Here is a 20,677-nt window from a genome sequence, read left to right on the forward strand (position 1 = left end):
TGCCCCATGAGGCAGATTCGGTTCCATGTCAAGGCGCGTGGCCTAACTCCTGCCGCCATGCTACACTTTACGCGGCCTTAACCGGCTCTGGTTCATGAAGGAGTCGGGGCTCAAGGACAGGGCCAGAGAACGGGGGGAGTCTTCTCCATGCGACATGATCCGATGTTGGCCATTCTTGTCGATCTGCTGGGGCGGGTCGACGGACTTGCGGGGGAACGGGGCCATGTGCCGGTGGCGCGGCTGCGTGACGAGATCGACCGGATTCGCCACATCGCGCGGGCCTTTCACCTCGATACGGTGGAGTGCCTCGCGAGCACATTGCAATCGGCGCTGTCGTTGCAGGGGGCGGGGCCGGTGGTGATGTCCTATCTCGACCTGATGCGCGATGCGATCGCGGCGGAAATGCCGGAGGGGGATGTCATCCCGATGCCCGCGGTCGCCAAGCCCGCATCGGCAACCGGCGCGCATCTGACCGCCTGAACCGAATCAAGACGGCCGCCGCATGGACGCATTGCTGATCGCCCTGCTCGGCTGCCTGTTGGGTGAGATTGGAGACAAGGGGCAGTTGCTCGCCCTGGCGCTGGCCATGCGTTTCCAGCGCGACGGCGCGGTGATCGCGGGGGTCGTCGCGGCCGCCATTGCCAATGCCGCCATCGGCGCGGCGGCGGGTGCCTTTCTGGCGCCGATGCTGGGGTCTGATGCCCGGCTGTTGTTCCTTTCGCTGGCGCTGATCTTCCTGGCTCTCGGCATGTTCTGGCCGACGAAGCAGCCCGATCCGCTGGCGGGCTGGCGGCTGGGGCCGTTTGCGACCACTGCGCTCGGCCTTTTCATCCTGGGCTTTGGCGACGGCGCGCAATTCCTGATCCTGGGCATCGCCGTGCGAACCGCTGATCCCTTTCTCGCCGCGACCGGGGGCGCCATCGGCATCATCGCCGCGACGGTGCCCGTGATCCTATGGCGCGAGCAACTGTTCAAGATGCTCCCGCTACGCGCCATTCGCCGGGGCGGCGGGGTGCTGGTGCTACTCATCGGTCTGACCGTGGCGGTATCGGCGCTGCATCTCGCCTGATCGAGCGTCTTCATCAGACTGACCGAAAATTCCGCCTTAAAATTCGTTGTTTGGCATGGCACCTTATCGGTGACAGTTCATTATATCTGCGACACCAAGTCCCCTCAGCAGGAGCCAGGCATGACTTCCCCCGACCTCAAGACCCCGACGGACTTGCGCAGCAATGCGACCAAGTCGGTCGCGCAGGCGCTGAACGGCGTGCTCGCGGACAGTTATGCGCTGTATTTCAAGACCAAGAATTTCCATTGGCACGTCTCCGGCCCGCATTTTCGCGACTATCATCTGATGTTCGACGAACAGGCGACGCAGATCCTGGCCACCACCGACTTGATCGCGGAGCGGGTGCGCAAGACGGGCAACACCACGCTGCGCTCGATCGGTGACATTTCCCGCCACCAGTCGGTGGTCGACAATGATGCCGATTATGTCAGCCCCGGCGACATGCTGAACGAGCTGCGCGAGGACAATCTGAAGCTCGTCGAAGCGCTGCGCGCCGCCAAGGCGGCCGCCACCGAAGCCGGCGACAATGCGACCGAAGGCATTATCGACGACTGGACCGACCAGGCCGAGGAGCGCGCCTGGTTCTTGTTCGAAGCAGGCCGCAACGCTTGATCGAATAGACGAAAGCCCTCCAGCCGAAACTGGAGGGCTTCTTTTTTGATCAGCATTTATCCGTTTGAACGATACCGATCTTTTTGCAGCGTGCTCCTGCGAAGGCAGGAGCCCAGTCCTGCCGTCCGAACTGGGTTCCTGCCTTCGCAGGAACACAATCCGACATGTTGCGAGGTCTACTCCTCCAATATCGCTTCGATCGCGAGGATCATGAGCGCACCCGGCTTGCCGCCAAAGTCGACGGTTTCGCCTTCCTCGGCATCCATCATCGCGCGGGCGAGCGGCGCCGAAAAAGCGATGCGCCCTTTCGTCGGTTCGGCCTCGTCGTCCCCGACGATGTCGATCCGCTTCTCCTTGCCGCCCAGCCGGTAGGCCACACGGCTGCCGAAGGCGACAGCCTCCCCATCCGGCACCGGCCGCAATTCCGCCGTCGCCAGCCGTGTCCGCCAGTAACGCAGCTCGCGCTTCAGCTTCTTGGCGTCCTCCTCGGCCATGGCCTCGGTTTCGACCGCCTCCAGCGCTTCCACCTTCTCCCGCGTCAGCCGCAGGCCGCGCGCCGTCACCCAATTGGGGCCGGGCGGCAACGGAATCTCGAAAGTGGGTTCCAGATGCTCCTCGTCACTCTCGCGACGAAAGGCGACACTCATTGCACTCTCCTGTCAAAACGCTCACTCGCGCCGACACGAGGTCGAAACTGCCGATCTTCTTTTCAAGGGAAGGCCCGGGGCTTCGACATCGCGGAAGCCCGAACGAGCAGGGCTTCTAATCTTCGTCGAACAGTCCGGCGAGCTGTTCCACCATGGTCCCGCCGAGCTGTTCGGCATCCATGATGGTCACCGCGCGGCGATAATAGCGCGTGACGTCATGGCCGATGCCGATGGCGACGAGCTGCACGGGCGAGCGATTCTCGATCCACTCGATCACCTGCCGCAAATGCCGCTCCAGATAGGTGCCGCTGTTCACCGACAGGGTGCTGTCATCGACCGGCGCGCCGTCCGAGATCACCATCAATATGCGGCGTTCTTCATTACGTGCGAGCAACCGGCTATGCGCCCAGAGCAGCGCCTCGCCGTCGATATTCTCCTTGAGCAGCCCCTCGCGCATCATCAGGCCCAGACTCTTGCGCGCCCGGCGCCAGGGTTCGTCGGCCTTCTTGTAGACGATGTGCCGCAGGTCGTTCAAACGCCCCGGCATCGGCGGGCGCCCGGCGGCGAGCCAGTCCTCGCGGCTCTGCCCGCCCTTCCAGGCGCGGGTGGTGAAGCCCAAAATCTCGGTCTTCACCCCGCAACGCTCCAGGGTGCGTGCCATGATGTCGGCGCTGATCGCCGCAATGGAGATCGGCCGCCCGCGCATCGAGCCTGAATTGTCGATCAGCAGCGTCACGACGGTATCGCGGAACTCGGTATCCCGTTCGATCTTGTAGCTCAATGAGCGCGTTGGATCGATCACGATCCGCGCCAGCCGCGCCGCGTCGAGCAGGCCTTCTTCCTGATCGAAGTCCCACGACCGCGATTGTTGCGCCATCAGCCGCCGCTGCAAGCGATTGGCGAGCTTCGTCACCGCGCCCTGCAAGCTCACCAATTGCTGGTCGAGGAAGCCGCGCAGGCGCAGCAATTCATCCTCGTCGCACAGATCCTCGGCGGTCACGACCTCATCGTGAAGCTGCGTATAGGGCTTGTAGTCGAAGCCCGGCGGCAGGTCCGACATCGGCCGGTTCGGGCGGACCGGCATCATGCCTTCCTCGCCCATATCGTCCGCGCCTTCCTCGCTGTCGGCGTCGAACTCGTCGCTATATTCGGTCTCGCCGTCCTCGGTGTCGCCGCCCTGGTCCTCGGCCCGCGCCTCGGCAAAGGCGTCGCTGTCGCCGGCCTGATCCTCGCCGCTGTCGCCCTCTTCCTGTTGCTGCTCCTCGTCCTCGCCCTCTTCCTGGGCTTCCGAATCGTCGGTTTCAGGCGGCATATCCGCGTCGATGAGCTGGAGATGCTCCAGCATGGCCGAGGTCAGCTTCTGAAAGGCCCGCTGATTGTCGATCGCCATGGCAAGCGCGTCGAGATCGGCCCCGGCCTTGTCCTCGATCCACTGGTCGACCATCGCCAGACCCGGCAGCACATCCTTGGGCGCCGCCTGTCCGGTCAGCCGTTCGCGCACCTTGAGCGCCAGCGCCGTCGACAAGGGCACCTCATCGGCGGAGCGCGCCCGGCGGATCGGATCGGACTTCAATTTCAGGTCGAGCGCATGGTTAAGGTTCGCCCGAACCCCCTCCATCGCCCGCGAACCGATCGCCTCGACCCGCGCCTGTTCGACCGCGTCATAGACCGCCCGCGCCGTCGCATCAGCCGGTGCGGCAGCATTGTGGATCTTCGCATTATGGTGCCGCAATTTCAGCGCATTGGCGTCCGCAAAGCCGCGCGCCAGCGCCACCTGTTCGGCGGGCAGGTTGCGTCCCGGCATCGGCACCTTGATCGCCTTGCCCGCCATATGCGGGGTGTCGGCGGTGAAGCTCACCTCCACCTCCGCGTCGCGCGCGATCGAACGCGCCGCGCCCGACAGCACGTCCTTGAAGGCATCGAGGGGCGAACGGTCGGCCATCAGTCCAGCAACATCCCGCGCATGGCGTCCCGCGCCGTGGCGTCTACGCCCAGCACGTCGTTCAGATAGCCGTCCACGCCGCCATGCTTTTCATCCAGCGTCGCGAACAACGTATCCAGATAGACGGCTTCGGCCTTCAACAAAGGTTCGAGCATATCGGTCTTCGTCAACCGCATCCGCGCCACCAACGTGTTGCGCTGCGCCAGCAGCCAGTCCCAATCGGCATGGGCATTGGTCGCCAGATAATCCGTGACGATCGTCTGGCGCGGCACGCCAAGCGCAGCCAGGATCAGCGCCGCGCCGACCCCGGTGCGGTCCTTGCCCGCCGAACAGTTGATCAGCAGCGGCACGCGCACGTCCAAGATTCGGGCGAACATGGCGCGGTAGGATTCGGCATGGTCCACCGGGATGATGCGATAAAGGCCGATCATCGTCTGCCGCATATCGTCCGCCGTTGCGCCGTTGCGCTTCAGCATCTCGCCCAGCAACCCGCTGCTTTCCGTATAATCGCGGCAGAAATAATCGACCTCCGCGCCATGCCAGCGCGTAGGTTCGGCGGTTCGCTCATTGCCGCGGCGAAAATCGCAGATCGCCCTGATGCCGAGCGAGCGGAGATGGTCCGCATCCCCGTCCGTCAGCAGCGCCATCGTCCCCGACCGATAGAGCATGCCGCGCTTCACGCAGCGTCCGTCTGCGGTCGCATAGCCGCCGAAGTCGCGCAGGTTGAAGGCGTTCTCCAAAGGCAGGCGGCCTTCCTCCGGCGTCAGGGCGACAGTCTCGCTCATGGCCGCTCGCCCTCCCCGACATAGGGCACGGCGATGGTTTCGATCTGCGTCTCGACCTCGCTCATCAGCTTGTGCACCGGGCATTTCGCGGCGACGGCGATGAGTTTGTCATGCTGCTCCTCGCTCAACGGACCGGAGAGCGCGATTCGCGTGGTCAGCTTGTAGATGCCCTGCCGCTCCTGGCTCGCATCGCGCACCACGCCGACATGGATGCCCTCGACCGGAATGCCGTTGCGCTGCGCATACCAGAGCATGGTCATCGCCTTGCACGCGCCCAAGGCCGAATCGTAAAGATCATGCGGGTCCGGCCCGGCATCATGACCGTCCGGCGCCGTCATGTCCGCGATCAGTTCATGCCCGCGAATGCTGATCCGATGGGCGGTGCCACCCTCCGGATCGATCCGTTCGACGACGATCATGGCTTTTTCCTCCCTGCGGCGCTCAGGCCGCCCGGTGGGCGACGCTTTCGGGCAGGTCCTTGCCGAAGACGCGCTGATAATATTCGGCCACCAGCGGCCGCTCCGCCTCATCGCATTTGTTGAGGAAGCTCAGGCGGAAGGCGAAGCCGATATTCTTGAAGATCAGCGCATTCTGCGCCCAGCTTATCACGGTGCGTGGGCTCATGACGGTCGAGATATCGCCGTTGATGAAGCCCTGGCGGGTCAGCTCCGCCACCTTGATCATATTCTCGACTTCCTTGCGGCCGCCCTCATGGTCGTACTCGCCGGACTTGGCGAGCACCACCTGCGCCTCGGTCGCGGCGGGCAGGTAATTGAGCGCCACCACCAGGTTCCAACGGTCCATCTGGCCCTGGTTGATCTGCTGCGTGCCGTGATAAAGGCCGGTCGTGTCGCCCAGACCCACGGTATTGGCCGTCGCGAACAGGCGGAACCAGGGATTGGGCCGGATGACCCGGTTCTGGTCGAGCAGCGTCATTTTGCCGTCGGTTTCCAGCACGCGCTGGATCACGAACATCACGTCCGGGCGGCCCGCATCATATTCGTCGAACACCAAAGCGACCGGCCGCTGCAACGCCCAGGGGAGCAGGCCTTCGCGGAATTCGGTGACCTGCTGCCCGTCCTTCAGGACGATGGCGTCGCGGCCGACCAGATCGATACGGCTGATATGCGCGTCCAGGTTGATGCGGATGCACGGCCAGCGCAGGCGGGCGGCGACCTGTTCGATATGGCTCGACTTGCCGGTGCCGTGATAGCCCTGCACCATCACGCGGCGGTTATAGGCAAAGCCCGCCAGGATCGCGAGGGTTGTGTCCGGATCGAACACATAGGCGGGGTCAAGGTCGGGCACCCGCTCGTCGGCCTCCGAAAAGGCCGGGATCTTCATGTCGACATCGATGCCGAACACGTCGCGCGCATCGACTTCGCGGTCGGGCGAGGCCAACAGCGTTTCGGCGCGGGTATCGGGTTGGACGTTCGGGATGTCGGTCATCTTCTAATCTCTTTGAACGGTCTGGTCGGCACTGCCCTAACCATCAGGGACAGGCATGTCGATAGAGTGGAGCCTTAAGCGGCAAGGATCAAGCAGCCCATTCGGCCAAATTGGCCTCCTGCCCGATCAGTGCCAGTCCATGGGCGATAGAGGTCAGTTCGCCGCCCGTCGCAATACGGTCTTTCCCGAAGCGCCGGTCGAAAATGTGCCGGATCGCCGGGATCAGCGAAGTCCCGCCCGTCAGGAACACCCGGTCGATGGCATCGGGCGCCACGCCTGCCTTGGCGAGCGCCTTGTCCACCGTCGCCTCGATCCGGGCGATGTCGAGCGCGATCCAGCCTTCGAAATCGGCGCGCGTCACTTCCGCCTCGATGGCAAGCCCGCCGCCCTCGAAGCGGAAGGTCGCGCTCTCCGCCTCCGACAGCCGCCGCTTGAGCGACCCCACCGCATCGTAGAGCGGATAGCCCAGTTCCTTTTCGATCACCGTGATCATCCGTCCGATAGCGTCGGGATCATGGGCCGCCTTCTGCAAGCGCGCCAGTTCATCCATGGTCCGCCGGTTGCGCATCAGCGCCAGCCGCGACCAGTCGGCAAAATCAGCGAAATAGCTGCGCGGAATCTCCAGTTCCTTGCCGAAGCTCTGGTAGCTTCCGCCCTTGCCCAGCATCGGCAGCACCAGATGATCGACGATCCGATAGTCGAACCGGTCCCCCGCCAAACCGATACCCGTAGACCCCAGCGGCACGCAACGCCGCGCCGCCCCCGGCGCCTCGACCCGCACGATGGAAAAGTCGCTGGTGCCGCCGCCAAAGTCCGCCACCAATATGGTCGCCGCCTCGGTCAAGCGGCTGGCATAGCTGAACGCGGCGCCCAGCGGCTCATAGACATAATGAAGCTCGTCCCCGAACCCCGCGAACATGGCGTCATAGCGCCGCCGTGCCAGCCCTTCGTCGGGCCGTGACCCCGCATATTCCACCGGCCGCCCGATCACGATCCGCTCCGGCCGCCGGTCCAGCGTTCCGCCGGCATGGCCGACCATGCGCGACAGGAAGATCTGCCCCAGTTCCTCGAATCGGAAGCGCTTCTCGAACACGTTGGCGCTTTCGAAGAACGGGCTGGCCGCCACTGACTTGAAGCTTTGCAGGAAGCGGCTGTCCTCGGGAAATTCCAGATATTCCGCGATGGCCCATGGGCCTGCCTCATGCGCCATGCCGCCCTTCGCGTCGCCGTCATGCCAGAAACAGAGCGCGGAACGGAACACCGCGCCGGTCGCTTGGCTGCCGGAAAACTCGACCAGTTCCGACCCGCTGCCATTGGCGAGTGCGGCCACGCTGTTGGTCGTGCCGAAATCAAGGCCCAGGGCGCGGGGCATCGTCATACTGGTCTCCGGGGAAGGGGCGGCGCCTATGACAGCGGCAGCGACCGGGAGCAAGCCCGGACTCTATAGTGGGAAATTAAGCGCCCGTTCGCTACCGCAGCATCATGGAAATAGCGATCCTCTCTCTTCTTTTCTTGCTGCTGAACGGTTGGACGATGCTGCGCTTCTGGCAGGACAAGGCTGCCGCGATCGTGGGCCGCCGTCGTATTCCGGAAAAAGACCTGCTCGGCCTGGCGCTGATCGGCGGCTCGCCCGGTGCCCTGCTTGCGCGCCATATTTTCCGTCACAAGACGCGAAAGCAGCCCTTTTCGACCCTGTTGCTGCTCATTGTCGCCGCGCAAATAGGCACTGGCATCGGCTGGCTCCTGCTCTGACCGATCAGGCGAAAGCCTCAGCCTTGCGCAAAAGCTGATAGGCCTCGATCACCCCTTGCAGCAACGCCTCATGGCTTCGATCCCCGCCATTATGGTCGGGGTGAAAGCGCCGCAGCAATTCCGTATAGCGCTGCCGCAAGGCTCTGCGGTCCGCATCGATCGTCAGCCCCATGACGTCCAGCGCCCGGCGGTCTTCCTTCGACAGGAATTTCCCGTCCTGCCGCATCTTGTTGTCGGCCCGCGCCTTCGCCACGCGTTCCTTGAACTTGGCGCCGATGGCATCCAGCGGATCCTGAAAATCCGACCATTTGGGCGGGGGGCTGGCGGCGTTGGTGGAAAAGGCCCGAGTCTCCCGCTCCCACCCCGCATAGGGGCGTTGAGCCGCGTTGATCTCCTCTGGGCTCATGCCGGTGAAGAAATTATAGCCCTGGTTGAATTCCCGCACATGCTCCAGGCACAGCCAGCGCCAGCGCGGGCCTTCATGATGGGCACTGGCATGGCTCGACCCGCTTCCCTCCAGCGGCGGCGCACGGAATTCGCCCGGCTCGCGACAGCCGGGAACCGCGCAGGGACGGTCGCTTTCCACGCGGCCATGAAAACGGTTGAAACGCCGGTTCGAGAAGGGATCGCTGGCCAAGATTGTCCTGATGCAACTACGGGCAAAGAGCCTATATAGGGGCGATGACCGAGATTCTAAAAGGCCCAGTCGCCACCGAAATCGAAGCCCGCCTGCAGGCCGCCCTCAGCCCCGAACAGCTCGCCGTGATCGACGACAGCGAAAAGCATCGCGGCCATGCGGGGCATGACGGATCGGGCGAAAGCCACTTCACCGTGGAGATCGTCTCCGACCGCTTCACCGGCCAGAACCGGGTCGCCCGGCAGCGCCTGGTCAACGCCGCATTGGCCGACCTGCTGCGCGACAAGGTCCATGCCCTCGCGATCAAGGCCCGCGCTCCCGGCGAATGACACTTTGAGCCGTCTCAGGCGTTGTGCCGCCGTCCAAGGAGGCGCGGCGCACGGACTATGATTTCCGGTATTGGTCCACCATCCCCGGCCGGGGCGAATTCGTGCGGCTGATCGCCGGGCTGCGTTATGCCTTCCCGCTGCGCATGGCGACGCTGATGCCCTCCTTCCCGCGCCTTGCCGACCTGGATGAGCGGGTTGCGGCGCTCCCTGAATTGCAGGACTATCTGGGCAGCGACCGGCGCCTGCCGTTCACCAATGAAGACGTCTTCCGCCACTACCCCGAACTGGACGCAGCATGACCCTGACAGACCCGATCATCCAGACCATCACCCCCACCACCCATGATCTGGGCGACTTTCGGGTCCATCGCTCCTTGCCTGCCAAGGGGCGCACCATGGTCGGCCCGTTCATCTTCTTCGATCAGGCCGGGCCCGCCCGCATCGCGCCGGGGCAGGGGGTGGACGTGCGCCCGCACCCGCATATCAACCTCGCCACCGTCACCTATATGTATGAGGGCAGCTTCCTCCATCGCGACTCCCTGGGCACGGAGCAGTTGATCGAGCCGGGCGCGGTGAACCTGATGACGGCGGGCAAGGGCATCGTCCATAGCGAGCGCTCGCCGGACGAGGACCGCGCCAAGCTCTCCAAACTCTCCGCCATCCAGACCTGGCTCGCGCTGCCCGACCGCCATGAGGAAATGGACCCCGCCTTCGAGCATGTCAGCGAAGGCGGCCTGCCCATTATCGATGGCGGCCATGCGAGGGCGCGCGTGATCATGGGCAGCCTCTGGGGCCAGACGTCGCCCGTTACCACCTATGCGAACACCATCTACGCTGACATTCAGCTTTCCCCCGGCGGCTCGGTTCCCATCGATGCGGAGGCGGAGGAGCGGGCGATCTATGTCTCCGGCGGCGACGCGGCGCTGGACGGGGTGATGCTCCAGCCGCAGACGCTCTACGTCCTGCGCCCCGGCATCCGCGCAACACTGATGAGCGTCGACGGCGGCCGCGTCATGCTTTGCGGCGGCGAGGCATTCCGGACGCCGCGCCATGTCTGGTGGAATTTCGTGTCCTCGACCCAGGAACGGCTGATGCAGGCCCGCGACGATTGGGAAGCCATGCGCTTTCCCCTGATTCCCGGCGACGATCAGGAATTCATCCCGATTCCCCAGGGGCGGCCGAAAACGATCAGCTATCCCTGATTTTCAGGCCGTCATTATTGCACGAAGGTCAGCGACAGATTCTCGGCATTTTTCGGAATGTCGATCCGGCTTTCATTGATCGACGCTTCCTCGCCCGGCTTCAGGTTCGTCCGGTCGGCCTTGGTCGTCCAACTGAACACCAGCCGGTTCTGCCGGTCGCGCAATTGCACCAGCACCGGGGGCACCGGCAGCGTCTGCTTCCCGCTGTTCACGATCCGCGCCCCAAAGGCGAAATATTCCTCCCCGGTGGGCAATTTACGCCGCTCGGCGGGTTTTGAGAGATAGAAAAGCAGGTCCGGATCGCCCTCTTCGGGCACCAATCCCAGATTGATCGCCCAGCTCGGCGTGCCGAAATACCAGAGCGCTCCGCCAGCGGCCCCCACCGCGAGGCAGAAGAGCAACGCGGCATAGGTCCAGATTTTCAGCCGGTTGCGCCGCGGTTTCACCGGCGCCGGTTCGGCTTCCGCCCAATCGTTCCGCGCATCCGCTTCGGCGCGCCCGTAAATATCGTCGAACCGATAGTCAGCCTTGGCGCTGACGGGTGTCTCGGCCTGGGTGGCGACCGGCTCCACTTCCTCCGGTTCGACCGGCGGGGCGACAGCCTCCTCAACGGGTGGAGGAGGGGGAGGAGCAGGCGCGGCCACTTCGGGCGCGCCGGCCGTCATCAGCGCTTCCTCGCGGGGCGCGAGCGCAGCCCCTTCCTGGAACCAGCTATGTTTGCAGGCGGCGCAGCGAACCTGGCGGCCGTTCGGGCCGACGGCGCTGTCCGGCACGATATAGCGCGTGGCGCAGTTGGGACACACCAGGATCATGACGCTTCATAGGCATGAGTTGGATTCGAGGGCAAGCGGCTTCAAACATGGCAACCGATCCGGGCGCGACTCGCGGAGTCAGGCCGACAAGACTTTACGGCCGCCCGTCCGCTGTGCCATGGCTAGGCGCTCGGGGAAGCAGGGAGCGCGCAGGCGCTGAAATTGACGCATGTCGGCCATCGTCCAGTTCGAAAATGTCGGCCTGCGCTATGGTCTGGATAGCGAGACGCTGTCCGACGTCAGCTTTTCGCTCGCCAGTGGCGGCTTCTATTTCCTCACCGGCGCGTCGGGCGCGGGCAAGACCTCGCTGTTGAAGCTCCTCTACCTTGCCCAGCGGCCCAGTCGCGGCGTCATCCGCCTGTTCGGGGAGGATGTGGTGACGCTGCCCCGCAAGCGCCTGCCCGGATTCCGCCGCCGCATCGGCGTGGTGTTCCAGGATTTCCGGCTGGTTCCGCATCTGTCGGTCTATGACAATATCGCCCTGCCGTTGCGCGTCGCGGGCCTGGCGGAAGGCGAGATCGACGCCCCGGTCAGCGAAATGCTGAACTGGGTCGGCCTTGGCGATCGCGGTCAAGCGCGCCCCGCCACCCTTTCGGGCGGGGAACAGCAGCGTGTCGCCATCGCTCGCGCAGTGATCGGCCGCCCGGAAATATTGGTGGCGGACGAACCGACCGGCAACGTCGACGCCGATATGGCCCGTCGCCTGCTGACCTTGTTCGAGGCGCTCAATCGCCTCGGCACCACCATCGTCGTCGCCACCCACGATCTGCCATTGATCGCGCAGGTGGGGAGCGCGCAGATGATGAAGCTGGACAAGGGCCGCCTGTCGGACCCCACTGGATCGCTGCGCTACCCGCCCCGGCCGCAGGTGAACGGCTGATGGCCTCCCCCGGCAGCATGGGCGATCGTCGCGCCGCCGCCGCTGCGCGCCACCGGCTGCTGCCGGAGGGCAGGGTGGCAGGACCGATGCCGTGGATCATTGCGATCATGATGTTCCTGACCGTGCTGTCGGCCGCCGCCGGGCTGGGCCTGGGCGCGGCGGTGAAGGCCATGGGCGCGGACCTTGCCGGACGCGCCACGGTGCAGATCGTCGAGGCCAATGCGCAGCAGCGCGACCGTCTGAGCGCCAGCGTGGCTGACATACTGCGCAAAGTCAGCATAGTCCGCGCCGTCCATCCGGTCGCGGCCTCAACCCTTGCCGATCAAATCCGCCCCTGGCTGGGGCAGGATGCGGCGAGCGGCGACCTGCCGATCCCGGCGCTGATCGACATCGAACTGACGCCCGGCCAGACGGACGCGAAGGTCGACCGCCTCCGCCGCCAGCTCAGCGCTGTCTCGCCAAAAATCCGCATCGAACCCCATGCTGCCTTTCTGGCGCCTTTGGCCGGCCTGCTCTCGGCCCTTGGCTGGCTGGCGGCGGGAATCGTGCTGCTGATGACGCTGGCGACCGGGTCGGTGGTGGTGCTGGCTGCCCGGGCCGCGCATGACAGCCATCGCGGCACCATCGACGTGCTGCACCTGATGGGCGCGACCGATGTGCAGATCGCCCGGCTGTTCCAGCGCCGGATCGGCCTGGATGCGCTGTTCGGCGGCGCGCTCGGCTTTACCGTCGCGTTGCTGGTGATCGTGTTGCTGGGCGTGCGGCTGCTGGCGACCGGCTCCGAATTGTTGAGCGCCATCCATCTGCCATGGACAAGCTGGGCGATCCTTGCCGCCATTCCGATCGGCTGCGTGCTGCTGGCGACGATCGCCGCGCGCTGGACGGTGCTGCGATCGCTGGGGCGGCTGCTATGATCGTCCGCTTCATCGCCGTCATGCTGCTGGGATGGATGCTGGGCTTCGCCTGGTTCGCGATTTTCCTGCCGCAACCGCTGGACGGGCGACAGACAGACGCCATCGTCGTGCTGACGGGCGGGGCGGGGCGCATCGATCGCGGCCTCTCCCTGCTTCAGGACGGCGCGGCCAAGCGGATGCTGATCTCCGGCGTCGACCGATCGGTTCGCCCGGTCGAGCTGGCCGCGCAATATAAGGCGCCCGAACGGCTCTTCACCTGCTGCATCACCCTGGGGCGCGAAGCCATCGACACCCGCTCCAACGCCATCGAAACCGCGCATTGGCTGGAACGGCGCGATTTCAAGACGGTGCGCCTCATCACCACCGACTGGCATATGCGCCGCTCCGCCCTTGAACTGCGGCAGGCCTTGCCGGGCCGGGTCACGCTGGTCTACGACGCCGTGCCCAGTCGCCCCAGCCTCACCATGCTGGCGCGGGAATATAATAAATATCTGCTGCGCCGGGCTGCGGCGTTGATTGGTATCTGACGGTTTTTGCGATGTTCACCGCGCTGCGATCCCTGGCCTTCATGCTGGTTTTCTATGTCGGCTCGCTGCTGTTCGTGCTGGCGGCGATGGCGAGCAATCTGGTCGCGCCCCGATCGATCCCGGCGGTCGCCACCCACTGGAGCCGCTTCCATCGACGCTGCGCGCGCTGGCTGCTCGGGCAGAAGGTGCGAGTGGAAGGAACGCTGGAAAACGGCCCCTATCTCTACATCCTCAAGCATGAATCGATGTTCGAGACGATCGACCTGCTTTGTCTGCTGGATCGTCCGGCGATCGCCGCCAAGCGCGAATTGTTCGATATCCCGCTCTGGGGCGGCATCGCCCGCCGCTATGGCCTGATCCCGATCGAACGCACCGCCGGGGCCAGCGCCCTGCGCGCCCTGCGCACCGCCGCCAGGGCCACGACGGCGCAAGGCCGCGCCGTCTGCCTCTTTCCCGAAGGCACCCGCGTCCCCCACGGCGAAAGCCCGCCTTTGCGCGCTGGGTTCGCGGGTCTCTATGTGCTGCTAGGCCTGCCGGTGGTGCCGATCGCGGTCGACAGCGGCCGCGTTTCCCCGCGCGGCAAGTTCATGAAGCGCCCCGGCACCATCACCTACAAGGTCGGTGAGATCGTCCCGCCCGGCCTGGATCGCCGTGAAGCCGAAGCCCGCGTCCATGCGGCGATCAATGCGTTGAACGCCTCAATGTGAACGCCCGAAATCGGGCTTGGGATCGTCCTGCCCCTGTTCGATGATCGACCGCCGGATCGCCCGCGTTCGGGTGAACAGGTTGAACAGCGCATCCCCGTCATTCCAGCGGATCGCCCGCTGAAGCGCCGACAGATCCTCGGAAAAGCGCTGGAGCATCTCCAGCACCGCATCCTTGTTCGCCAGGAACACGTCGCGCCACATGGTGGGATCGGACGCCGCGATCCGGGTGAAGTCGCGGAAGCCACCGGCGGAATATTTGATCACCTCCGACTGGGTCACATCCTCCAGATCGCTCGCGGTGCCGACGATGGTATAGGCGATGAGGTGAGGCAAATGGCTCGTCACCGCCAGCACCAGATCATGATGCGCCGGGTCCATCATCTCGACATCGGCGCCCACGCGCCGCCACAGTTCGGCCACGCGCTCCACCGCTGTCGGATCGGCCTCCGCAGGCGGCGTCACGATGCACCAGCGCCCCTGGAACAGCGACGCGAAGCCAGCCTCCGGCCCGCTATTCTCCGTCCCCGCGACAGGATGCGCCGGAATGATGGTCTGCCCTGGCAGCGCGGCGCTCAATTGCGCCAGCACGTCGCCCTTGCACGATCCCACGTCGCTGACGATCGCCTCGGCCGGCAGATCGGCGGCAATCTCCGCCGCCGCCGCGCCCATCGCCCGCACCGGCACGCACAGCACGACCAGATCGGCATCCGTCACCGAAGCGCCCGCCGTATCGGTCACATCGTCGGTGAGGTCGATGGCCCGCGCGGTTTCCCGAACGCCCGCATCGGCATCATAGCCCGTCACCCGCACGGTCGGCATAGTTTCCCGGATCGCTCGCGCCAGCGAAGAGCCGATCAGGCCCAGCCCGATGATCGTGACCCGCGAAAAAGGCAGCATCAGGCCGCTTCCGCCATGGCGCGCAGCTTGGCCGCGACCTTGCGCACCTGATCTTCGGTGCCGATGGTGATACGCAGCCCGTTGGGCAGGTCTTGCCCCGGCAGCCAGCGGGTGGCGAAGCCCTCGTCCCACAGCCCCTTCATCGCCTCCTCCGCGGTCAGCTTGCCGTCGAACAGGATCAGCAGGAAGTTCGCCTTGCTCGGCACGGCGCGCAGCCCGTGATTGGACAGCGAAGCCACCTCCGCCGCCAGCCATTCGCGCCATTGCCGGTTATGCACCCGGCTCGCCTCGACCCAGGCGGTGTCATTCACCGCCGCAATCGCCGCCGCCTGCCCCGCCGTCGTCACATTGAACGGCGCGCGGATGCGATGCAGCACGTCGATCACATCGGCGCTGGCATAGCCCCAGCCGATCCGCTCGGCGGCAAGCCCGTAAATCTTGGAGAAGGTCCGCGTCACGAACATATTGGACGCATTCTTCGCCAGTTCCAGCCCGGCATCATCCTCATCCGCGTCCAGATATTCCGCATAGGCCTGATCCAGCACGAACAATATGTCCGGCCGCAGCCCCGCATGCAGCCGGGCGATTTCCTCCCGCGACGTCATGGTGCCAGTCGGATTATTGGGATTGGCCAGGAAGACCAGCTTGGTCTTCTCCGTCACTGCCGCCAGCAGCGCGTCCACATCGGTCGCATAGTCAGCATCCGGCGCGATCACCGGCGTGGCGCCCACGCGCCGCGCGGCGATATCGTACACCGAAAAGCCGTAGCGAACGTAGAGAACCTCATCCCCCGGCCCGGCATAGGCGCTGGCCGCGATGTGCAGCAGCTCGTCCGACCCCGTGCCATAGATCACCCGCGCCGGGTCCAGCCCATGCGCCGCCGCGATCGCCTCGCGCAGCTTGGCCGCGCCGGGATCGGGATAGGTGGCCAGGTCCGCCGTCGCAGCCACCATCGCGGCCCGCGCCGCTTCCCCGGTGCCCAGCGGATTTTCATTGGCGGACAGCTTCACCAGTTGGCGGCCGTCATCGGCGGCCGACTTGCCCGGCACATAGGGCGAAATACCGAGAATCCAGTCTTTGGGGGCAGGCTTGGTCATGCGCCGCGCTTTAGCGGCTTCTTGGCCAAAGGCAAAGACTCACACGACAGGCGTCAGCAAAGGCTGGCCCGCTGCCCAGGCGTCGAGATTGGCGAGCACCAGATCGGCCATCGCCTTGCGCGTCTCGACCGTCGCGCTGCCCTGATGCGGTTGCAGCACCACATGCTCCATGGACAGCAGGGCTTCGGGCACATGCGGCTCGTTTGCGAACACGTCCAGGCCCGCGCCCCCGATCCGCCTTTCCGCCAGCGCCGCCACCAGCGCCTCTTCATCGATCACGCTGCCCCGGCTGATGTTGATGATGACGCCATCCGGCCCTAGCGCATCCAGCATCGCCGCATCGACCAGCTTGCGCGCTTCCGGCCCGCCCGAGGTCGCCACGATGATGACATCGCTCTGGCGCGCAAAATCGAGCGGATCGGCCACGTAGCGATAGGCGCCGTCCGCTGCGGGCCGCCGGTTATGATAGAGGATCTCGCCCGCCACCGGCTCCAGTCGCCGGGCAATGGCGCGCCCGATGCGGCCCAATCCCAATATGCCGATCCGCTTGCCCGTCAAGCGGCCGCAAAGGGCAGGCTTCACGTTCCGGGCCCAATCCCCGGCGCGCACCATCCGGTCATTGGCGACGATGTTGCGGGCCGTCGCATAAAGCAGTCCCACCGCCAGATCGGCCACGTCATCGGTCAGCACATCGGGCGTGTTGGTGACGCGGATGCCGCTGGCCCGCGCATGATCGATATCGACCTTGTCATAGCCCACGGAACACAACCCGATCATCTCCAGCTTTGGCAGGGCATCCATGATCGCCGCGGGCGCGCCGACCGTCCCAAAGGATATCAATGCCCGCGCCTCCCGCGCTTCGGGTGGCAATGCGGTGAGATCGGCATCCTGTGCGACGGCATGAACGGTAAAGCGCTGCGCCAGCGCTTCGTCCAGATAGGGATAGAGGGGGCCAAAGGTGGCGACAGGAATCGGAGCTTTATCGGTCATGACAGCGATCTAGGGCAAAGGACAGCCGATTGACAGAGTCCAGCCCCGGCCCTAGCCCGGACGGATAATGGCCAGCGCGTCCTTTTCCGATGACATCCGTTTCGGCCTGCGCCGTCAGGTGCGCCTGACCGGCCCGCTGCAACTCGAAAGCGGTGCCTTTCTTGGTCCGGTCGACATCGCCTATGAAACCTATGGGCGGATGAATGCGGACCGCTCCAACGCCATCCTCATCTGCCATGCGCTGACCGGCGACCAATATGTCGCGTCGGAGCACCCCGTCACCGGCAAACCCGGTTGGTGGTGGCGACTGGTGGGCGAGGGAAAGCCCGTCGATCCCGCCCGTCATTTCATCGTCTGCGCGAATGTGATCGGCAGTTGCATGGGCTCCAGCGGCCCTGCCAGCCTCGATCCCGCGACCGGCGAACCCCATGCGATGCGCTTCCCGGTCATCACCATAGCCGACATGGTGCGCGTGCAGGCGATGCTGCTCGACCATCTGGGCGTCGACCGCCTGCATGCCGTCATCGGCGGCTCCATGGGCGGGATGCAGGCGCTAACCTGGCCGACCCTCTACCCCGAGCGTGTCGAAAGTTGCATCGTCATCGCCTCCACCGCCCGCCACAGCGCCCAGAACATCGCCTTCCACGAAGTCGGACGGCAGGCGATCATGGCCGACCCGAACTGGCGCGGCGGCGACTATTATGCCGACGGCCAGATTCCCAGCGCGGGCCTGGCCGTCGCCCGCATGGCGGCGCACATCACCTATCTTTCCGAAGCGGGCCTGACCGAGAAATTCGGGCGGCGGTTACAGGGGCGCCCGGAAAATCCCAACGGGTCCAAGACCTTCGGCTTCGACGCCGATTTCCAGGTGGAAAGCTATCTGCGCCATCAGGGTTTGAGCTTCGTCGAGCGTTTCGACGCCAACAGCTATCTCTTCATTACCCGCGCCATGGACTATTATGACATTGCGGAGGATCATGGCGGCAGCCTCGCCAAAGCCTTCGCCGCCTCCAGAGCGCGCTTCTGCCTCGTCAGCTTCGACACCGACTGGCTCTATCCGACGGCGGAATCGCGCCTGATCGTCCACGCCCTCAACGCCAGCGGCGCGCAGGCGAGCTTCGTCGAACTCTCCAGCCCCTTCGGCCATGACGCCTTCCTGCTGGAATGTCCCGAACTCAACCGCGTGGTCGACGGCTTCCTCAAGGGCGGCCGCGCATGAGCCTGCGCCCCGATCTTGCCCTGATTGCGCGCACCGTCTCCCCTGGCGCCAGAGTCCTTGATGTCGGCTGTGGCGACGGCGCGCTGATGGCGGCGCTGCGCGACAGCAAGCAGGTCGATGCCCGAGGCCTCGAAATCGACCCGCACAATGTCGCCGGCGCCGTGGGTCGGGGTCTTTCCGTGGTGCAGGGCGATGCCGACACCGACCTGATTTATTACCCCGAAGCCAGCTTCGACTATGCCATTCTCAGCCAGACGCTCCAGACCACCCGCCGCCCGGACCGGGTGGTCGAGGAACTGTTGCGGATCGGCAAACAGGCCTTTGTGTCCTTCCCCAATTTCGCCCATTGGCGCGGACGGCTGTCGCTGTTCTGGGGCGGGCGCATGCCGGTGACGCGGCTGCTGCCCGACACATGGTATGACACGCTCAACATCCACCATGTCACGGTCGACGATTTCCGCGCATTGGTGAAGGATCGCGGCTGGACCATAGACGGCCAGTGGTTCCTCAAGGGCGACAGGGAAACCACCCACGCGAACGCCAATTTGTTCGCGGAGCATGCGGTATTTCTGCTGCGGAGATGAAGGCGTCAGCGCTCCTTGGTGGCGCTGAACTTGACCTTGGGATGCCGTTCCTGCTGATAGCCGATGTCCCAGGCGCTCTTCGCCATGAAGACCAGATTGCCGTCGCGATCCTTGGCCATGTTGGCGCCGTTGAACGACACCAAATCCTTGATCGCGGCATCTTCGCCTGAAATCCACCGCGCCGTGTCGAAGGGCGAAGCCTCCAGCCCGGCGGCGACCTTATATTCCGCCTCCAGCCGGGAAATCAGCACGTCGAGCTGCAACTGCCCGACCACGCCGACGATCCAGGCGCTGCCGATGTCGGGATAGAAGACCTGGATCACGCCTTCTTCGGACAGATCGTCCAGCGCTTTGCGGAGCTGTTTGGTCTTGGTCGGGTCTTTGAGCGCCACGCGCCGCAGGATTTCCGGCGCGAAGTTCGGAAGGCCGGTAAAGCGCACCCCCGCCTTCTCGCTCAGCGTATCCCCGACCCGCAACGTCCCGTGGTTGGGAATGCCGATAATGTCGCCCGGAAAAGCCTCATCCGCAATCTCGCGGTCCTGCGCGAAGAAGAGGATCGGCGAATGCACCGCGATCGGCTTCCCGCTGCCCGAAGGCGTCAGCTTCATGCCGCGCTTGAACTTGCCCGAACACAGCCGCATGAACGCGATCCGGTCACGGTGCTGCGGATCCATATTGGCCTGCACCTTGAAGATGAAGCCGGTGACTTCGCTATCCTCCGGCTCGACCGGCGCCGGTTCGGCGGGCTGGGCACGCGGCGGCGGCGCATGGGCGGAGAGCGCGTCGATCAGCTCGGTCACGCCAAATAGCTTCAAGGCCGACCCGAAATAGACCGGGGTCAGATCGCCATGCCGATAGGCCGCCAGATCGAAATCGGCATAGCCCCCGACGGCCAGTTCCGCCTCCTCACGCAGCCGAGCCAGACCTTGGCCCGACAGATGCCCGGCCAATGCGTCATCATCGATCCCGGAGAAAAAGGCTTGGCGTCCCTCAAACTCCTTGCTCGCGCCCGAAGGCTGGCGCAGGCGGTTCTTCGCGAAGTCGTAAATCCCCTCAAACTCGCCGCCCATGCCGACCGGCCAACTCATCGGGCATACGTCCAGCGCCAGCGCGTCCGCCACCTCATCCAGCAGCGCAAAGGCATCGCGGCCCTCGCGGTCCACCTTGTTGACGAAGGTGATGATCGGCACGTTCCGCAACCGGCAGACCTCGAACAGCTTGCGCGTCTGCGGCTCGATGCCCTTGGCCGCGTCGATTACCATCACCGCCGAATCCACCGCCGTCAGCGTACGATAGGTGTCTTCGGAAAAATCTTCATGCCCCGGCGTGTCGAGCAGGTTGAAGGTGATCCCGTCGCGTTCGAAGGTCATCACGGACGAGGTCACGGAAATGCCGCGCTGCTGCTCGATCTTCATCCAGTCCGACCGGGCGCGCCGGTTCGCCCCGCGCGCCTTGACCTCTCCGGCCAGGTGAATCGCGCCGCCTTCCAGCAGCAGCTTTTCGGTCAGCGTGGTCTTACCCGCGTCGGGGTGGGAAATGATGGCAAAGGTACGGCGGGAAGGAATGCTCATGGGCGGCCCATATAGCGATTCGCTTGGGAATCGCCAGCGGCGCTTGGCAAAGCCTC

General features: G+C 65.0%; 25 protein-coding genes. 13 read left to right on the forward strand and 12 right to left on the reverse strand.

The features are described from left to right. Positions 1-147: 147 nt before the first annotated feature. The 3 genes from VVT58_RS13325 (at position 148) to VVT58_RS13335 (ending at position 1,681) form a co-directional block, all read left to right on the forward strand. On the forward strand, positions 148-480 hold the full coding sequence (locus VVT58_RS13325; protein ID WP_327753757.1) for a hypothetical protein: 333 nt from the start codon (positions 148-150) through the stop codon (positions 478-480). A gap of 22 nt (positions 481-502) precedes the next feature. Continuing rightward, positions 503-1,069, forward strand: a complete 567-nt coding sequence (locus tag VVT58_RS13330; RefSeq protein ID WP_327753758.1) for a TMEM165/GDT1 family protein — start codon at positions 503-505, stop codon at positions 1,067-1,069. 120 nt (positions 1,070-1,189) lie between these two features. Further along, positions 1,190-1,681: a DNA starvation/stationary phase protection protein gene (locus tag VVT58_RS13335; RefSeq protein WP_327753760.1), complete on the forward strand. Its 492-nt coding sequence runs from the start codon at positions 1,190-1,192 to the stop codon at positions 1,679-1,681. 176 nt (positions 1,682-1,857) lie between these two features. Here the strand turns inward: VVT58_RS13335 and VVT58_RS13340 are convergent, their stop codons facing one another. The 6 genes from VVT58_RS13340 to VVT58_RS13365 all read right to left on the reverse strand — a co-directional run bounded on the left by VVT58_RS13340 (position 1,858) and on the right by VVT58_RS13365 (position 7,882). Then, positions 1,858-2,328 (reverse strand): GreA/GreB family elongation factor, encoded by a 471-nt coding sequence (locus VVT58_RS13340; RefSeq protein WP_327753762.1) that lies wholly within the window; start codon positions 2,326-2,328, stop codon positions 1,858-1,860. 115 nt (positions 2,329-2,443) lie between these two features. Continuing rightward, entirely contained in the window at positions 2,444-4,270 is a 1,827-nt protein-coding gene (cobT, locus tag VVT58_RS13345; RefSeq protein WP_327753763.1) for a cobaltochelatase subunit CobT, read from the reverse strand. Continuing rightward, positions 4,270-5,055: a tyrosine-protein phosphatase gene (locus VVT58_RS13350; RefSeq protein WP_327753764.1), complete on the reverse strand. Its 786-nt coding sequence runs from the start codon at positions 5,053-5,055 to the stop codon at positions 4,270-4,272. The genes cobT and VVT58_RS13350 overlap by 1 nt, the downstream gene beginning before the upstream one ends. After that, the gene (locus VVT58_RS13355) at positions 5,052-5,474 is read right to left on the reverse strand and encodes an OsmC family protein (protein ID WP_327753765.1); all 423 of its coding nucleotides are present in this window, start codon (positions 5,472-5,474) and stop codon (positions 5,052-5,054) included. The genes VVT58_RS13350 and VVT58_RS13355 overlap by 4 nt, the downstream gene beginning before the upstream one ends. 22 nt (positions 5,475-5,496) lie before the next feature. Beyond that, a complete protein-coding gene (cobS, locus tag VVT58_RS13360; protein ID WP_066552930.1) occupies positions 5,497-6,504 on the reverse strand; it encodes a cobaltochelatase subunit CobS in 1,008 nt (335 codons plus the stop codon). Positions 6,505-6,592: 88 nt separating this feature from the next. After that, entirely contained in the window at positions 6,593-7,882 is a 1,290-nt protein-coding gene (locus tag VVT58_RS13365; protein WP_327753766.1) for an Hsp70 family protein, read from the reverse strand. Positions 7,883-8,037: 155 nt separating this feature from the next. On the opposite strand from VVT58_RS13365, the gene VVT58_RS13370 reads away from it, so the two are divergent. Then, the gene (locus VVT58_RS13370) at positions 8,038-8,256 is read left to right on the forward strand and encodes a DUF1294 domain-containing protein (RefSeq protein ID WP_327753767.1); all 219 of its coding nucleotides are present in this window, start codon (positions 8,038-8,040) and stop codon (positions 8,254-8,256) included. Between the two features lie 4 nt (positions 8,257-8,260). On the opposite strand, the gene VVT58_RS13375 is transcribed toward VVT58_RS13370, so the two are convergent. Beyond that, positions 8,261-8,893 carry a DnaJ domain-containing protein gene (locus VVT58_RS13375; RefSeq protein WP_327753770.1) on the reverse strand — a complete coding sequence of 211 codons (633 nt, stop codon included), beginning with the start codon at positions 8,891-8,893 and terminating at the stop codon, positions 8,261-8,263. Positions 8,894-8,937: 44 nt separating this feature from the next. Between VVT58_RS13375 and VVT58_RS13380 the strand changes: the two genes are divergently transcribed. From VVT58_RS13380 to VVT58_RS13390, 3 genes are read left to right on the forward strand one after another with little or no spacing between them, the layout of a single operon-like run. Next, on the forward strand, positions 8,938-9,222 hold the full coding sequence (locus VVT58_RS13380) for a BolA family transcriptional regulator (protein WP_066552946.1): 285 nt from the start codon (positions 8,938-8,940) through the stop codon (positions 9,220-9,222). A gap of 23 nt (positions 9,223-9,245) precedes the next feature. Next, positions 9,246-9,521, forward strand: coding sequence for a hypothetical protein (locus tag VVT58_RS13385; RefSeq protein ID WP_327753771.1), 276 nt, complete (start codon positions 9,246-9,248; stop codon positions 9,519-9,521). After that, positions 9,518-10,423, forward strand: coding sequence for a pirin family protein (locus VVT58_RS13390; RefSeq protein WP_327753772.1), 906 nt, complete (start codon positions 9,518-9,520; stop codon positions 10,421-10,423). Before VVT58_RS13385 ends, VVT58_RS13390 begins: the two co-directional genes overlap by 4 nt. Positions 10,424-10,437: 14 nt before the next feature. On the opposite strand, the gene VVT58_RS13395 is transcribed toward VVT58_RS13390, so the two are convergent. Then, positions 10,438-11,235, reverse strand: a complete 798-nt coding sequence (locus VVT58_RS13395) for an MJ0042-type zinc finger domain-containing protein (protein WP_327753773.1) — start codon at positions 11,233-11,235, stop codon at positions 10,438-10,440. 169 nt (positions 11,236-11,404) lie between these two features. On the opposite strand from VVT58_RS13395, the gene ftsE reads away from it, so the two are divergent. The 4 genes from ftsE to VVT58_RS13415 are packed head-to-tail and all read left to right on the forward strand — an operon-like array spanning position 11,405 to position 14,263. After that, the gene (gene ftsE / locus VVT58_RS13400; protein ID WP_066552953.1) at positions 11,405-12,115 is read left to right on the forward strand and encodes a cell division ATP-binding protein FtsE; all 711 of its coding nucleotides are present in this window, start codon (positions 11,405-11,407) and stop codon (positions 12,113-12,115) included. Next, entirely contained in the window at positions 12,115-13,029 is a 915-nt protein-coding gene (locus VVT58_RS13405) for an FtsX-like permease family protein (RefSeq protein ID WP_327753775.1), read from the forward strand. Before ftsE ends, VVT58_RS13405 begins: the two co-directional genes overlap by 1 nt. Next, positions 13,026-13,556, forward strand: a complete 531-nt coding sequence (locus tag VVT58_RS13410) for a YdcF family protein (RefSeq protein ID WP_066552959.1) — start codon at positions 13,026-13,028, stop codon at positions 13,554-13,556. Before VVT58_RS13405 ends, VVT58_RS13410 begins: the two co-directional genes overlap by 4 nt. A gap of 11 nt (positions 13,557-13,567) precedes the next feature. After that, positions 13,568-14,263 carry a lysophospholipid acyltransferase family protein gene (locus VVT58_RS13415; protein WP_327753776.1) on the forward strand — a complete coding sequence of 232 codons (696 nt, stop codon included), beginning with the start codon at positions 13,568-13,570 and terminating at the stop codon, positions 14,261-14,263. Here the strand turns inward: VVT58_RS13415 and VVT58_RS13420 are convergent. From VVT58_RS13420 to VVT58_RS13430, 3 genes are read right to left on the reverse strand one after another with little or no spacing between them, the layout of a single operon-like run. After that, positions 14,255-15,160 carry a prephenate/arogenate dehydrogenase family protein gene (locus VVT58_RS13420; RefSeq protein WP_327753777.1) on the reverse strand — a complete coding sequence of 302 codons (906 nt, stop codon included), beginning with the start codon at positions 15,158-15,160 and terminating at the stop codon, positions 14,255-14,257. The genes VVT58_RS13415 and VVT58_RS13420 overlap by 9 nt on opposite strands. Beyond that, the gene (hisC, locus tag VVT58_RS13425; RefSeq protein ID WP_327753778.1) at positions 15,160-16,257 is read right to left on the reverse strand and encodes a histidinol-phosphate transaminase; all 1,098 of its coding nucleotides are present in this window, start codon (positions 16,255-16,257) and stop codon (positions 15,160-15,162) included. The genes VVT58_RS13420 and hisC overlap by 1 nt, the downstream gene beginning before the upstream one ends. Before the next feature lie 39 nt (positions 16,258-16,296). Next, the gene (locus VVT58_RS13430; protein ID WP_327753779.1) at positions 16,297-17,247 is read right to left on the reverse strand and encodes a 2-hydroxyacid dehydrogenase; all 951 of its coding nucleotides are present in this window, start codon (positions 17,245-17,247) and stop codon (positions 16,297-16,299) included. Between the two features lie 67 nt (positions 17,248-17,314). Between VVT58_RS13430 and VVT58_RS13435 the strand changes: the two genes are divergently transcribed. Continuing rightward, the gene (locus tag VVT58_RS13435; protein WP_327753780.1) at positions 17,315-18,466 is read left to right on the forward strand and encodes a homoserine O-acetyltransferase; all 1,152 of its coding nucleotides are present in this window, start codon (positions 17,315-17,317) and stop codon (positions 18,464-18,466) included. Next, positions 18,463-19,050 (forward strand): methionine biosynthesis protein MetW, encoded by a 588-nt coding sequence (metW, locus tag VVT58_RS13440; protein WP_327753781.1) that lies wholly within the window; start codon positions 18,463-18,465, stop codon positions 19,048-19,050. The genes VVT58_RS13435 and metW overlap by 4 nt, the downstream gene beginning before the upstream one ends. A 5-nt stretch (positions 19,051-19,055) precedes the next feature. Here metW and VVT58_RS13445 read toward each other — a convergent pair whose 3' ends face one another. Continuing rightward, on the reverse strand, positions 19,056-20,621 hold the full coding sequence (locus tag VVT58_RS13445) for a peptide chain release factor 3 (RefSeq protein ID WP_066552973.1): 1,566 nt from the start codon (positions 20,619-20,621) through the stop codon (positions 19,056-19,058). Positions 20,622-20,677: the final 56 nt, after the last annotated feature.

Source organism: Sphingobium sp. SJ10-10 (assembly GCF_036038995.2).
In the GTDB taxonomy this organism is placed as follows: Bacteria; Pseudomonadota; Alphaproteobacteria; order Sphingomonadales; family Sphingomonadaceae; genus Sphingobium.